Origin of the sequence: Bradyrhizobium paxllaeri (assembly GCF_001693515.2) — a bacterium.
Taxonomy (GTDB): domain Bacteria; phylum Pseudomonadota; class Alphaproteobacteria; order Rhizobiales; family Xanthobacteraceae; genus Bradyrhizobium; species Bradyrhizobium paxllaeri.
This window is the reverse complement of record NZ_CP042968.1, coordinates 7,564,876-7,578,800: the sequence shown is the minus strand read 5'-3', so window position 1 is coordinate 7,578,800 and position 13,925 is coordinate 7,564,876. Positions and strand designations below refer to the sequence as shown.

15 protein-coding genes and 1 tRNA gene are annotated in these 13,925 nt (G+C 61.9%); 10 read left to right on the top strand and 6 right to left on the bottom strand.

Annotated features, from left to right (window positions below):
• The first annotated feature begins 48 nt into the window (after nt 1-48).
• From LMTR21_RS36255 to LMTR21_RS36235, 5 genes are all read left to right on the top strand, one after another.
• Nucleotides 49-513 (top strand): arsenate-mycothiol transferase ArsC, encoded by a 465-nt coding sequence (locus LMTR21_RS36255; RefSeq protein ID WP_065753020.1) that lies wholly within the window; start codon nt 49-51, stop codon nt 511-513.
• Nucleotides 514-741: 228 nt separating this feature from the next.
• A complete protein-coding gene (locus tag LMTR21_RS36250; protein WP_025588490.1) occupies nt 742-1,365 on the top strand; it encodes a Maf-like protein in 624 nt (207 codons plus the stop codon).
• On the top strand, nt 1,355-1,567 hold the full coding sequence (gene yacG / locus LMTR21_RS36245) for a DNA gyrase inhibitor YacG (RefSeq protein WP_084030608.1): 213 nt from the start codon (nt 1,355-1,357) through the stop codon (nt 1,565-1,567). Before LMTR21_RS36250 ends, yacG begins: the two co-directional genes overlap by 11 nt.
• A gap of 140 nt (nt 1,568-1,707) precedes the next feature.
• Nucleotides 1,708-1,783, top strand: a tRNA-Phe gene (locus LMTR21_RS36240).
• Nucleotides 1,784-2,207: 424 nt separating this feature from the next.
• Nucleotides 2,208-3,446: a CHRD domain-containing protein gene (locus LMTR21_RS36235; RefSeq protein WP_065753021.1), complete on the top strand. Its 1,239-nt coding sequence runs from the start codon at nt 2,208-2,210 to the stop codon at nt 3,444-3,446.
• A gap of 48 nt (nt 3,447-3,494) precedes the next feature.
• Here LMTR21_RS36235 and LMTR21_RS36230 read toward each other — a convergent pair whose 3' ends face one another.
• The 3 genes from LMTR21_RS36230 to LMTR21_RS36220 form a co-directional block, all read right to left on the bottom strand.
• Nucleotides 3,495-3,926 (bottom strand): hypothetical protein, encoded by a 432-nt coding sequence (locus LMTR21_RS36230; RefSeq protein WP_065753022.1) that lies wholly within the window; start codon nt 3,924-3,926, stop codon nt 3,495-3,497.
• A gap of 601 nt (nt 3,927-4,527) precedes the next feature.
• Nucleotides 4,528-4,905, bottom strand: coding sequence for a hypothetical protein (locus tag LMTR21_RS36225; protein WP_065753024.1), 378 nt, complete (start codon nt 4,903-4,905; stop codon nt 4,528-4,530).
• A 921-nt stretch (nt 4,906-5,826) separates the two neighbouring features.
• On the bottom strand, nt 5,827-6,825 hold the full coding sequence (locus LMTR21_RS36220; RefSeq protein WP_084030388.1) for an IS110 family RNA-guided transposase: 999 nt from the start codon (nt 6,823-6,825) through the stop codon (nt 5,827-5,829).
• 609 nt (nt 6,826-7,434) lie between these two features.
• Here LMTR21_RS36220 and LMTR21_RS36215 point away from each other — a divergent pair.
• Nucleotides 7,435-10,119 carry a bifunctional diguanylate cyclase/phosphodiesterase gene (locus tag LMTR21_RS36215; protein WP_065752229.1) on the top strand — a complete coding sequence of 895 codons (2,685 nt, stop codon included), beginning with the start codon at nt 7,435-7,437 and terminating at the stop codon, nt 10,117-10,119.
• A gap of 124 nt (nt 10,120-10,243) precedes the next feature.
• Nucleotides 10,244-10,561 (top strand): PAN domain-containing protein, encoded by a 318-nt coding sequence (locus LMTR21_RS36210; protein WP_084030537.1) that lies wholly within the window; start codon nt 10,244-10,246, stop codon nt 10,559-10,561.
• A gap of 21 nt (nt 10,562-10,582) precedes the next feature.
• Here LMTR21_RS36210 and LMTR21_RS36205 read toward each other — a convergent pair whose 3' ends face one another.
• Nucleotides 10,583-11,146, bottom strand: a complete 564-nt coding sequence (locus tag LMTR21_RS36205; protein WP_246174945.1) for a TetR/AcrR family transcriptional regulator — start codon at nt 11,144-11,146, stop codon at nt 10,583-10,585.
• A 205-nt stretch (nt 11,147-11,351) separates the two neighbouring features.
• Between LMTR21_RS36205 and LMTR21_RS36200 the strand changes: the two genes are divergently transcribed.
• Complete coding sequence (locus LMTR21_RS36200; protein WP_065752228.1) at nt 11,352-12,173, top strand: acetoacetate decarboxylase family protein; 822 nt, start codon at nt 11,352-11,354, stop codon at nt 12,171-12,173.
• A gap of 69 nt (nt 12,174-12,242) precedes the next feature.
• Here LMTR21_RS36200 and LMTR21_RS36195 read toward each other — a convergent pair whose 3' ends face one another.
• Both LMTR21_RS36195 and LMTR21_RS36190 read right to left on the bottom strand, forming a co-directional pair.
• A complete protein-coding gene (locus LMTR21_RS36195) occupies nt 12,243-12,545 on the bottom strand; it encodes a hypothetical protein (protein ID WP_065752227.1) in 303 nt (100 codons plus the stop codon).
• 78 nt (nt 12,546-12,623) lie between these two features.
• Nucleotides 12,624-12,911: a hypothetical protein gene (locus tag LMTR21_RS36190; protein WP_141688235.1), complete on the bottom strand. Its 288-nt coding sequence runs from the start codon at nt 12,909-12,911 to the stop codon at nt 12,624-12,626.
• 178 nt (nt 12,912-13,089) lie between these two features.
• Between LMTR21_RS36190 and LMTR21_RS36185 the strand changes: the two genes are divergently transcribed.
• Both LMTR21_RS36185 and LMTR21_RS36180 read left to right on the top strand, forming a co-directional pair.
• Complete coding sequence (locus tag LMTR21_RS36185; protein ID WP_065752225.1) at nt 13,090-13,278, top strand: hypothetical protein; 189 nt, start codon at nt 13,090-13,092, stop codon at nt 13,276-13,278.
• A 312-nt stretch (nt 13,279-13,590) separates the two neighbouring features.
• Entirely contained in the window at nt 13,591-13,881 is a 291-nt protein-coding gene (locus LMTR21_RS36180; protein WP_057836776.1) for a hypothetical protein, read from the top strand.
• Nucleotides 13,882-13,925: the final 44 nt, after the last annotated feature.

The following is a 13,925-nucleotide window of genomic DNA, read 5'->3' as shown; positions in this document are numbered from 1 at the left end:
CGTAAGAGAGAAAAACGCATGATGTCACTCAGCCGGATTTCGTAACGCATGGATGCGCCCGGCGCGCGCAACCCGCAGGCCGTGCTGTTCGCATGCGGGCTGAACAGCGTGCGTTCTCCGATGGCGGAAAGCCTGCTCAAGCAGATGTTCCCGCAGGCGCTCTATGTGAAATCCGCCGGCGCCAGGAAGGGCGAGCTGGATCCGTTCGCGGTCGCCGTGATGGCCGAGCTCGGCCAGGATATTTCCGGCCACAAGCCGATGACGTTCGAGGAGCTCGAGGATTGGGAGGGGCTCAATTTCGACCTCATCATCACGCTGTCGCCGGAAGCCCACCACAAGGCGCTGGAGCTGACGCGCACCATGGCCGCCGACGTCGAATACTGGCCGACGCCGGATCCCACCGGCACCGAAGGCAGCCGCGAGCAAAAGCTCGCCGCCTACCGCGAGGTCTGCGACGGCCTGTTGATGCGCATCCGCCGCCGGTTTGCGAAGGTCGGCGCGGCGAGCGGGTAATCGGGTGGCCGCCGGCGTTCCCCGGACGCAGCGCAGTATCTTCACCCTCCCCTGGAGGGGGCCCTCCAGGGGAGGGTGCAGGCCGCTTCCCCGGACACAACACCTTCATCTTCGTCAGCCAGAAACGAAAGTACCCTCAACCACTTGCCTCCCGGTTGTGGAATGGAGTGCCTTCCGATAGTTTCCGCGCGCGTTCCCACCCGAATCCCTTTTCCGACAAAACCCAGCATGCTTGGCCGTCCCAAACTCGTTCTTGCTTCCGGTTCGCCGCGGCGGCTCAGCCTGCTCAACCAGGCCGGCATCGAGCCCGACGCGCTGCGCCCGGCCGATGTCGACGAAACGCCGAAGCGGGGCGAGCTGCCGCGCGCCTGCGCCAACCGCCTGGCGCGAGCAAAAGCCGATGCGGCGCTGAAATCCGTCCAGCTCGACGACGAGCTGCGCGGCGCCTTCATCCTGGCCGCCGATACGGTGGTCGCGGTCGGCCGCCGCATCCTCCCCAAGGCCAATCTGGTGGATGAAGCCGCGCAGTGCCTGCGGCTGCTGTCGGGCCGCAATCACCGTGTCTACACCGCGATCTGCCTGGTGACGCCGAAGGAGGCGTTCCGCCAGCGCCTGATCGAGACCCGGGTGCGCTTCAAGCGCCTCAGCGAGGACGACATCCAGGCCTATATCGGCTCCGGCGAATGGCGCGGCAAAGCCGGCGGCTATGCCGTGCAGGGCATCGCCGGCTCGTTCGTGGTCAAGATGGTCGGTTCCTACACCAATGTGGTCGGCCTGCCGCTCTACGAATCGGTCACGCTGATGGGCGGCGAGGGCTTTCCGATCAGGTTCGGCTGGCTCAATGCCAGCTAAGCCGCCACAAGCCGCCGGCAGGCCTAAAGAGGCCGGCGGGGACAAGCCGCCGCCAAAACCCTGCCCGGTCTGCGGCAAGCCGGCCGACCCTGCCACGCTCCCCTTCTGTTCCAAACGCTGCCGCGACGTCGATTTGAACCGCTGGCTCTCCGGCACCTACATCATCCCCGGCCACCCCACCGACCCCGAAGACGCGGAATAGCTCTGATTCGCCAAATATTTGGGGATGGGGCACGAAGCGGGCCGCGCCCAGCGAAGCCAGCGGCGAAGCTGGGTGGACAGGCGCTTCCGACCTCTCTATAAACCGCCCGCTCGGTTCGGCCTTCTGTGGCCTTCGGGTATGCCCAGGTAGCTCAGTTGGTAGAGCATGCGACTGAAAATCGCAGTGTCGGTGGTTCGATCCCGCCCCTGGGCACCATTTGCCCCAACCTAGCCCGCATCCTGAAAGTGTCTGCCGAGCGAAGGCTCGTCCCGGCGTAGCTCGAAGGGCGAAGCCGCGAATGCGACATCGCGATCGTGGAACAAAGTTGCAGTTGGAACCGAACACAAGCACAGCGTCGGCAACCGGACATTGCATCGATCACAATGCGTCGATCGCAATAAACAAAACACAATAACGCCCGGTCGATGGCCTACAGCGGCGACCACAGGTTGGCGCGATCCAGCGATCCCTTGTTCTCGGCCGAATACCGCGAGACAGACAACGCGCCGATTCCGCGATAGTCGAAGCGGAGCGACGCGCCGCCTAATGCCGGCCCGAGCCGGGTACAACATTTGCCACACCTGCACGCCGGCATCGCTGGCCGCCAAGACCTGCTGAGCAAAGAGCAGAGGAGGCTCGCATGTCCACAGCGTTCCGCGTGGTTCTCGAAGGCACTCAGGAAGTCCCCCCGAACAACTCAACTGCAAGCGGTCTCGGCACTGTCATCTTCGACAGCACGGAAGTTGCCGCGAGTTATACGTTCAACATCGAAGGCGTAGACTACGGTCTGATTACGGGTGGTGCGGCCCAGACGCCGTCGACCGACGACGACGTCACCTCCACGCATTTTCACAATGGCGTGCGAGGCACAAACGGGCCCGTTGTCTTCGGGCAGATCAACCCGGCACAGGACGCTGATGACCTCAGTATAGCCCTGAATACGGATGGCTCCTGGACGGTGAGTGGTCGATGGGAGACCACGGACCCCGCCAACGTTTCAATCACCAACTTCGCTGGCGCACTCGGCTCAGCTCAGGTCGGATCGGAGGTCCCGATCTATTTCAACATCCATACGAACGAATTTATGGGGGGCGAGATCCGGGGTCAGTTGATCGCAATCGCAGACGACAACGACAACGTTGTCGTCGGAACGCCGGGCGACGATTTCCTTCCCGGGCTCGGCGGCAATGACATTATCCGTGGCCTTGCCGGAAACGACAGACTTGAAGGCGGCGACGGCGACGACATCATCAGGGGCGGCCGGGGAGATGACGATATCAATACGGGCGCCGGCAACGACCTGGTTTTCGGTGGCCGCGGCAACGACACCGTTGGCGGCATGGCCGGAAGGGATACCGTCTTCGGCGGTGCTGGCGATGACTTCATCGCCTGGAATGACCCTACGGGCGATGTCGTGTTTGGGGATGCCGGGAACGACACGCTGCGAGGCGGCGACGTTGCCGCCGACACGATCTTCGGTGGTGGGGGTGACGACCTCATCCGGGCTGTCGCCAACCAGCAATTGGCGAATCATGCGCCCGACCGCCTGTTCGGAGACCGCGGCAATGACACCATCTTCGGCGGCAATGCTGGTGATACGATCGAAGGCGGCGCCGGCGACGACAACGTTGCCGGTTTCGGCGGGGCCGATCAGTTTGTCTTTCGCGAGTCAGAACCAGGCAATGATCTGATCACCGACTTCGACGTAACGCAGGACCTCGTGGTGCTGGAAGGCTTTGGAGCCGACTTCGACCCGCTGGACAATCTGAGTGCGGGAGCTTCAGGTACCACCCTTGATCTCGGCGGGGGCAACGACGTGTTGTTCCTGGGTCTCCTTCCGACCGAGCTTAACGCCGCGAACTTCCTCGTAACCGCTTGAAGGTGGCGCGGGCGGGCCGGATCTTCGGCCCGCCCCCCAACAAGCGGCCTAATTGAACCGCAGCGCCCGTTCGACATCTCTACGAAAACTGGCGCGGTCGGTCCCATGGCGGTCGAGCGTATCAGAAAGTCCGATCAGGCCGCTGCCAGCCGCTGAAGGATCAAAGCCAAACGGCTTGATTGCAATACAAGCTGCCCTTTCACTCTCGGCGAACGCCAGCATTTGAGAGGCCAAAACACGTAAAGTGCGTTGCGCCTCGCGCGCATTCTTTAAGTCTGTATCGTACTGCCGTATCTGCTCGGACGTGACGCAGGTCTCGCGAGGCTGTGGCGCCGCGACATCAGCTAGAAAAAGCGTTTGATGGCGCACAGACCGTCGCAGATCGAAGAAATTTCGAATAGGCCGGCCAACGAGTTCGAGCGCAAACCACCCAAATGCGCCGGTCGTGGCGACCGAAACCAAGATCACGTACCACTGCATTCGCTGACCGCATCTGCTCCGTTGGCGACGATCTAAGCATACCGAAGATGGTTCCCGCCAAATAAAGCATGCTCATCGCTGGATTTTTCCTGCTCCAATTTGTCCTTGACCAGACGTCTCAACAGTTTGTTTTCCCGCGACGTTGGGATCAACATGGGCAAGTGTAGCCCGGATGAGCGAAGCGATATCCGGGTTTGTATAGTGCTGATCCCGCATTATCGCTTCGCTCATGCGGGCTACTTGTTAGCACGCCATCGCGTTCAGTAATAACGGTGCCGCCGCAGGTTCGCGTTGATCACGCATTTGATGAGCTGCCGGTCGCAGCGCAAACATCTGCTCGGACGGCCGTTCCAGTCGTCGCCCACAGCTCCTATCTTGTCGGGACAACTGCCGAAGCAATTCGCGGCCCTGTCCTCGCATCGCCATTCCTGCGCGGATGCCGGCGAGTTGAGGAGCACGCCTAGGCTTAAGAGGATGATCGCGAAAAGAAGCTGCCGTGTCATGTTCGAACCTCCCGGGAAGGGTGCATTTTTCGAAATGAAGCGGATACCAGCATGCGCCCGCCGCGCCATGGGCGCAAGGAACGCTATTGCAACTAATCCTATTTGATCGTGGCGTTCACGGTAATGACCGACGAGCCGGAGGCCGTCGGCCCCTGTCCCGTCGCCTTGATGGCAAACGTATCGCTTCCCTTGTACCTTTTCTTCGCCCTGTACTCGTAAGTCGTCGGGTTGAGCTTCTTCAGCTTGCCGTATTTCGGCTTCTGCAGAATGTCAGAACTGCTTACCATGCCGCGCATCGGGATCGGAAACTGGCAACTCTCCCCCGGTGCGACGGTGATGTCGCCGGTTGAATCCTCGCCCCAATCCACCAGTCCTATCAACTTCGGACAGTCAGGGGCGGCAAGCGCTGGAGATAGCGACATCGAGCTTGCTGCTCCAGCGATCAGCGCGAAAGCAGCGACTTTGGGCAACCGCATAACAGGCTTCCTTGTTCTCGTGCAAATTGTCAAAACCTTATCGTCGCCGACGCGGTCTGGGTTTTGGCGGGTCCATTCCCGTAATGGCCCGATACCACGCGTCGTCTGATTGCTGCAGCGCCTTGGCGGCGGCGAGATCCGATTGGGCCCGATAGTACTGAGCCAGGCCAAGGTAGCAATCGGTGCGCGCCGGTCCGCGCTGTATCGCCTCGCAGTTCACCTGCGCACTCGCGAGCCCAGGAAAGCTCGCCAGAAATAGTGCGACGACACTCGCGCTCCAACGCGTCATGCCCGACTCCAGGTGTCAAACAGTGGGACCTTAAAGCGAAGTGTTTAGATGCTCTGCGCGTGTTGATCGGCGGTATACAACTCCTAAAGCGCGGGTCTAGCAAGCAAGCGAATGCGAGATCCGGGTTGGTGCGTGCCCCGCATATCGCGTTGCTCATGCGGGCTATTTGCTGTCTCCGCTGCCGCTGATTTGCCCTTCAGCGCAAGCGCAGAGTGTCCCGCGCGAGGTGCGACCAATTGGCACGACGGGCAAATCAGTAAAATCTGTCCAGCCCCGCACTCAAAAATATTCCGCTTCACGTGCGACCCAAATCAGACGCATAACTCCGCGCGTCTCACCCACCCAAGGGGCGTTGGCCACGTCACGAACGCGCGGTGAGATGCGGTGGACGCAAACGGCGCTGGCTGACGTAGGTGCCTGAAGCGGACGGCGAAGTCGTGTGGTTCTGGCGCCGCGGTGCTGGCGTTAAATTCCTGAGAAGCGAAGCTTCTCAGGAATGACGGAGGCAATAAAGCCGTTCTCCGGGGAGCAACTGTGTTGATGTAGCCCTGTGATCGGCTGGCCTCAAGGCTGGCGCTACGCGCCACCGCCTCCGGCGGCTGACGGCCTTGACCCCATCCGCTCACCGGTCTTTAGGCTGGGCATGCGCTCGGCGGAAGCCGAGCGGGGTCGCTCACTTTGTAGCGGTTGGCGTCCCATTTTTGGCGTCGCGCGATCATGGTGTTGAGGATGACGATGAGCTTGCGCATACAGGCGGTGAGCGCAACCTTCGGCTCCTTTCCCTTGGCGATCAGGCGGTCATAGAACGCCTTGAGCACGGGGTTGTGCTGGGTCGCAGCTCCCATGCAAGGCATGTAGAAGAGGTTGCGGGCCTTTCGGCGTCCGCCCTTGATGTGGCGGTTGCCCCGCCGTTGGCCACTATCGTCATCGTAAGGTGCTACCCCCAACAAGGCCGCGACGATATTGTCGTTCACCTGGCCCAGTTCCGGCATCGTCGCGATCAGTCCGGCGGAAGTGATCTTGCCAAGTCCCGGCACGCTCTCGATGATCTCGGCGAGCTCGGCAAAATGCGGTGTCGCTTTGACCTGGGCTGCGATCGCAGTATCGAGCTTGGCGACTTCGACGGCAATCTTCTTCAAGAGCCGCGCCTGCATTTTCTGCACGACGTCCGGCACGGAATGCTCGCCACTGTTTTTCAAGCTAGTCTGTAGATCGAGCAGTCCTTGGCGTGCATTGACGATCTTGACCAACCTCTCGCGTGCCGCGTCGTAGGCTTGGCCCGGTGCTTCGGTGAAGGTCTCGGCGAACCAGGCGATCATCTCCGCATCGATCGGATCGTTCTTGGCGAGGCGTCCGGCCGAGCGGGCGAAGCTGCGCACCCGCTTCGGGTCGACGATCCGGACTTCGATGCGGGCCTCGCGCAGCGCCTTGGCCCAGTCCTGCTCATAACCGCCGGAAGCCTCCATGGCTGCCTTGCCGCCCCTGTGTTTGCGAAGCCAGCGGATCAGGGCGCGCTGCCCCTCCGCGGTACTTGGGAACGTCTGCCATTGAGACAGCGAGCGAATGCACGCATCCACCTTGTCCTTGGCCACATCAATACCGACGACAACGACCTCATCTTGTGCCATCATCCACTCCCTTCCTTGCTCGGTTCGGGCTCGAAGCCCGTGCAACTGTTCGGGTTGAGGAAGACCACCGGATCTGTCCCTCGCTCCCCGACAGGCTCTCGGCCTTTGAGCACGAACGGGATCAGATCCAGCGACGGGCGGTTGGTCAGAACCGCCCGTTCGCACATTCTGGCAGATTTTGCGGACACAAGAGCACGAAGTAAGCCGTAAACCATCGCGCAGGGAAAGCCGGGATGCCTCCGCTGCCCTGTATGCTCGTGTGCGTTTTCCTTATGCGCAAACAGCACGCGAGACCTCGGGTGCAGCGTGCACCCGGCTTTCCCTGCGCCCTTGGCTTCTTTGAGGGCGGAAGTTTCAAGCAAAGCTCGGGCGCTTACGCCGCGAGAATGCGGACGCATATCCGCTCGCTGTTTGACAGACCGAACCAGGAGACGGGCTCGCAGCCATCACCGTGAACTTACGGGGTTTTGACGAGAATATTGCCCCTTCGTGAAACCGGAATTTAAGCCTGCTTTGCCTAGGTTTGGGGATTGCAAGTTCCCGGCTGTTGTTCGCCGCCGCTGTTCGGGCCGTTCTGGCGGAGGTGTTAGTTTAATATTTGAAGGCATTGCCATGCTCGGCGAGCGTCATTCCGTGGTTCAGGCTCGCGGCCCGTCGCGGGCCGTGAGCCGTGCCCGCAGATGGGTCCGCAAGGCGGCGACAGCGATCTCGCGCAATGCTCCGCTGCAGATCGCGCTGTTCTTCCTGCCGCTGGTGTGGATCGGCTACTTCGCGATCACGTCCTCGGAACGGACGGAAGCGCTGCAGCAGGCGCGGGCGCATGGCAACAGCGTCGCCGAATTGTTCGAGGAAAATACCGAGCGGATCTTCGAAAGGGTGGATCAGTCAATGCGGGTCGCGCGCGCGCTCTACGCGCAGGATCCGGACACCTTCAGCCTGAAGTTCTGGGCCGAGAAAGCGCAGATGGCGACCGGCGACGTGGTGCAGTTCGCGCTGATCGGGCTGAATGGCTATTTGCTCGATACGACGACCGGTTACTCCGGCCCGCCGCTCTATCTCGGGGACCGCGAGCACTTCATCAAGACGATGGAGCAGGCTGAAGACCGGCTCTATGTTGCAAAGCCGGTGCTGGGGCGGGCGTCGAACAAATGGACCATCCAGCTCGCACGAAAGCTGTTCGATGGCAGGAAAAATCCGGCGGGCGTCGTCGTCGGCTCGATCAGTGTCGACGTGATCGGCAGGTTCTACGACACCGCTAAGCTCGGCATCGGCGGAACCCTTGTTCTCAGAAATGCCGACTACATCGTGCTTGCCGCGCGGGGAATAGACCAGGGCTCAGTGCTGGGACAGCGCAGTCCCGGCCACGTTGAAAGGGAGCTGCGGGACGGCTCCTATAGCCAATACTGGAATTGGAGCGGCAGCGAAGGTCGCGCGAACCGGAGCAACCGCCTGGTCACCGCGCGCAGATCGAACGCCTTTCCGCTGATCTTCACCGCCGGCATTTCGGAGCAGGAAATCTATTCGCGCGCCCAATCGAGGCAGAAAATCTATCTCGGTGGCGCGCTTCTGCTCACCTTCATCATCCTGATGGCGACCGCGCTCTACTGGCGTAGACAGCGCGAATTGCGCGACTCCGTGAGCAAGTTCGAGGACGCGCTGCGCAACCTGCCGCAAGGGTTGAGCATGTTCGATGGCCAGGATCGCCTGATCGCGTTCAATCGACAATGGCTCGACGCCTATGAGCTTTCGCCGGAGGATGTCCGGATCGGCATGGATTTCCGCGAGGTGTTTTCAAGGCAGAAAGCCGTGCCCGACCTCGACGCCTATCTGGCTGACCTGAAGGGCCGGCTTGCCAAATCGGAGCAGACCTCGAACACGGTGCAGTTTCCGGACGGGCGCGTCATCTATATTTCCTATGGCCGGCGCGAGAGCGGCGGCTGGGTTGCGACGCACGAAGACATCACCGAACGCAAGGCTTCCGAGGACCGGATCGAGCGGCTGGCTCACTATGACGGCCTGACCGGCCTTGCCAATCGTAACCTGTTCAAGGGGCGCCTGGACGACGCGCTGGACAAGTATCTTCTGCTCAGTACGCCGTTTGCCGTGCTGCTGCTGGATCTCGACAAGTTCAAGTCCGTCAACGACGCGCTCGGCCACCAATGCGGCGATGCGCTGCTCAAGCTGGTCGCTGGTCGGATCAAGGCGCAGGCGCAGGACCTTGGTGCGACGGCGGCCCGGATCGGCGGCGACGAGTTTGCGCTGGTCGTGGCGCCGGGGCCGGCCTCGCTGCAGGACAGCGCCACAACGCTCGCCGCGTGGCTGGTCCAGGCCATTGCCGAACCCTATGAAATAGACGGCCACCTCGTGGTGATCGGGTGCAGCATCGGCATCGCCATGGTGCCCGAGCATGGCACGCGCATCGATGAGCTTCTTCGCAATGCCGATCTTGCGCTCTACAAGTCGAAGAACGCCGGCCGGAACTGCTTCCATGTCTACTCGCCGGAGCTCAAGGCCGAAGCCGACCAGCGCAACATCCTCGAAATCGAACTGCGCGAGGCGATCTGGCGCGAGGAGATCGAGGTGTTCTATCAGCCCGTGGTCGAACTCGGCACCGGCCGCACGAAATCGGTCGAGGCGCTGGCGCGCTGGCGCCACAAGACCCGAGGCCTGATCCCTCCCGCTGAATTCATTCCGGTTGCGGAAGAATGCGGGCTGATCGCTGAGCTCGGCAATCTGGTGCTCGCCAAGGCGTGCCGCCATGCCATGATGATGCCTGACGATGTCAAGGTTGCGGTCAACCTGTCCGCCCTGCAATTCGCCAGCGGCAACCTGGTCGATGCCGTGATGTACGCGCTGGCGGACAGCGGATTGGCCGAGACGCGGCTCGAGCTCGAGATCACCGAGAGCGTATTTCTGGTCGACAGCCAGGAAAATCTCAAGACGCTCGACCGGTTGAGGCGGCTTGGCGTTTCGATTGCGCTCGACGATTTCGGCGTCGGTTATTCGTCGCTGTCCTATCTGACCGCGTTCCCGTTCAACAAGGTCAAGATCGACAAGTCTTTCATCGACCGCATCGGCCGCTCCGAGACCGTCGCCGTGCTCGGGTCGATCGTCCAGCTTGCCAAGACATTGAACCTCTCGATCGTCGCCGAAGGCGTTGAGACATACGAACAGGTCGAAAAGGTCCGCTTGCTCGGAATTGCCCTGGGGCAGGGCTATTTCTTCAGCAAGCCCATGCCGCTCGGCGAACTATTGCTGCAAGGCCTCGCCGAAAGCGAACGGCAGGCCGTGGCGTAGCGTAGCCCGCTGCCACGTAATCCCGATCGCGTGAATGGCGGCAAGCATGTGAGGCAGTTCATATCGGGGTGCGATCGGAAAGCGCCTAAATAGCGAATTCAGGAGATTGCCACAGGAGGTTGTCATGTATCTCCGCAGTCTGATATTCGCATCCGCTTTCATTATTACGTTTTCTGGAATCGCCGGCACCGCTCTGGCGCAAGGAGATGTTTCGCGCTCGAACACCGATCGGCCCGGCAATGATTTCCGCAATATCGCCCTCAGGGGCAATGCGGCCGATTGCCGGAATCTCTGCCTGCGGGCACCCGCATGCCGTGCATGGACGTTCGTCAAGCCCGGCTTCCAGGGGCCGTCTGCCCGTTGTTATCTGAAGAACCCGACACCTCCCGCGTTCGCCAATGCATGCTGCACGTCTGGCATAGCGCGAGTAGCGTTCGACTGACTTAGGCGAGCTTGCGAACTCTTAGCGGCTCTTGCCGAGCACGAGATCGACCGTGTGTTTCGCAATCTTGCGAAGCTGTGCCTCGTCGCCGAAGGCGCGTTCGAGCACGGCTAGTCCGCGCGTCACGGTGACGATGTGTAGCGCGGCGGCCGCGGGGTCGCCGTTGAACTCGCCCCGCTTGACGCCATCTGCCAACGCGCTCTGAACCAGACCGGTGATGCGCGCCACCAGATCCGCAAATGCCTGGCGCGCGTTCTCGTCCAGCCCTTCGCCTTCGGCCGACCCCAGCTCCATCAGCCCCCGCGTGGTCGGGCATCCGCGGGGCGGCGAGCCGGAGCGGAAGTTCTTGATGGCCGCATCGAAATACGCCGTGAGGCGCACGCGCAACGTCCCCGAGCCGAGCACCTTTTGCAGCGAACTCAGATATTCGCCCGCATAACGCTCGTAGGCGGCCAGAAACAGCGCTTCCTTGCTGCCAAACGCATTGTACAGACTGCCCCGCTGGACACCTGCGTCACGCGCGATGTCCGAGAGCGACGTTCCTCGCACTCCTTTGCGCCAGAACTGATCGAACGCGATGCGCAAGACGTCGTCGTGGTCAAACTCGCGCGGTCTCACATCGTCCTCCTCTGCCACTCCATCGGCCAACCACCAAAAAGTATTTGACGTGGTGTCAAGAATGTGGTTTTGAACAGTGTGTCAAAAACCAATTGGGGTTGATAGCTCATTTCGTCGATGAGTTGAACCACCCCACGCGTGGCGCGCGTGCGCTGCCCCAGGGAGGCCCGCGATGAGCTACCGTTTCGAGGCTGGCCGCATCTACCGGATGCCGACGCATTTCGGCCCGGCGCCGGGACCCCGCCAAATGCCGGATGGCATTACGCGCGACCCGAAGCGCAGTCCACGGCGTCTCTCCGTCGCGGCGAGTTTCCTGACCGATCCCGTGGTGCTGGAACAGCATCTGCCTGACGGGTTTACGTTAGCCGGCGAGCCGGTGGTGACGGTCGAATTTCATCACATGACCGACATCGACTGGCTTGCCGGGCGCGGCTACACGATGATCTGGGTCAGCTGGCCGGCGACATTCACCGGTCAGCGGGACCGGGCCACCGGCAAGTTTCTCGCCGTCGTATGGGAAAATCTCGCCGACCCGATCATCACCGGGCGTGACGAGATCGGGCATCCCAAGCTGTATGCCGAGATCGCGGAACCGCGCCGGTGGAACGGGGCCCAGATCTGCACGGCGGGCTGGATGGGATTCCGCTTCCTCGAACTCGAGGTCTCGCAATTGCAGGACACAGATCCGCACCGGCAAGCCGCTGCTTCGGACGGAACATTGATGCTGAAATACACGCCACGCACAGGCGCCTGGGGAGAGACGGATGTGTCCCAGGTCACGCTCACGCCGGCCGCCGACCCGGACAACCATATCGAGCAACGGCAAACGGGCGTGGGCACCGTGCGCTTTCACAAGGCAGACTGGTCGGACCTGCCGACCCTGCATCACGTGGTGAACGCGCTGGCCGCGTTGCCGGTCGTCGAAGCGCGCGGCGGCGCGGTCACGCTCTCGCGCGGCGGGAAAACCTATCGCGACCAGCGCGTGCTGCTGTAGCGCCGCGGCGCTGACCGATAACGCGGGATGGCCCGCGCCGGTCGCTGGTGCTGCGCACCTTTCGTCCGGCTACATCTGAATATCCGGCCTGGAGAGCGCCCGAACCGTCCATTTCATCTGCGGCTGGCTTTGCCGGATGCAAAACCGGCCGTCGACGACGGGCACCCTGATGATCGAGCTACGCTTGTTGCCGCAGCAGTGCTGGATGCTCTCAGGAAATCCCGGCTGATAGATGTAGAAGCGGGCATAGAAGGGCTCGATGGTGACCATCAGGTCGAGCGAGTTCACCCCGCGCGGAATTTTGTCGCGCAGGTCGACCAGGCGGTCGCCGGGATTGCAGGACAAGGCGGCCGTTACCAGGAGCCAGTTCATCGCGACAGAGTAGACGATTTCGCGCCGGCCAAAAGGCCGCGGCCGCTTATCCAGAAAGGATGGACGCGAGTGGCCAGCCTAAAACCCGAACATGCTGAAAATCGCGCCGACGATCGTCGCGATCACGGCCACGACGCCGAAGACGACCGAGGCCACCGCATCGAGGATCATTTCGACCACGTCCGACGCTGAGCCTGCCGCGACGATCACGACGCAGCAGCCGGCGCCGATCAGCAGCGAGATGACCACGTTGAACGCCATGATCCACAGCACGGTAAAGACCAGCCCGCTCAGGATCAGCGCCGCGGCGATGCGGCGGGCAGGGCTGTTCGATGCGGGCTGGGCGGCTGGCGCTGGCGAATTCATGATCGGCAATCCTCTCGGCAATCACCCGGATTGTCGCCGCCGGGCCGGAAAAGGTTCAAGCCCCGGATCGACCACGGCCGGCCGGCCTGTTTCGCGTGCGAGGTCTGCGATATCATTGCACCGACGCCACAATCTGGTTGCGGTCCAAAACCTGATCGAAGACCCCTGAGGTGCTGCGATGACGCAATGGTATTTTGTCTGGGTCGAAGGCCTGCGCGGGCCGGCGCCGCAGAAATGGTCGTCGGAGGGGCTGTGGGGGCAGGTCGGCCGTCAGGATGTCATCGTCCGTTTCGCGCTGAGCGACGAGGAGGCGCATCTCACGCTCGATGAGCTGGCAAGGCGGCATCCCATTCCCGACGGAAGATAGACTGGCGCGGTTGCAGCGTTCCACCTAGTTCCCTCGCGTTCCATCGGATGTGAAGAACTTCAAACCCGTCTTTCTGCGGAACATTACGAATTTAATTCCGTTGCCGGGTTGAACCGGCGCAAAGAGACACCACTGTCCCGAACTCAATTCGGCTTGCTTGCGGAATTGAAAGCGAACCTGCGGGACGGCGTGCGGCGCCGGTGGGGACGAGCGATCAGGTCCGCCTGACGTCATTCCTCCGCAGGACAGCCGCGTGTGGCCAATGCCATGACGCGGTGCTCACCAACCCAGAAGCCAGGTAAGGAGTCGTGCATGAAATTGAACTCGGCACAGGTGGAACGCGCGTTGTCGCAATTCGAAGCCCAGGCGCTTCCCGACGATCATCCGGTGGTCCCGCAACTGGCCAGCATGTTTGGCGATCACACGTTCTTCATCGACAGCGGCGGGCTCAACGTGCTGGAGCCGACCGAGGCTTCCGAGCCGGAATCGCCGGTCGGCATGATCGTGAACCTGGCCTATTGGAGCGATGAGACGCTGACGAAGCTATCGCCCCACGAGCCGGAGCCGACAGGCGTGATCGTCAGCCTCGAATCCAGGCATTGACCTTTGGTTGCCACGCGATTTGTCGTGCGCGGCTGCGTGCCGCG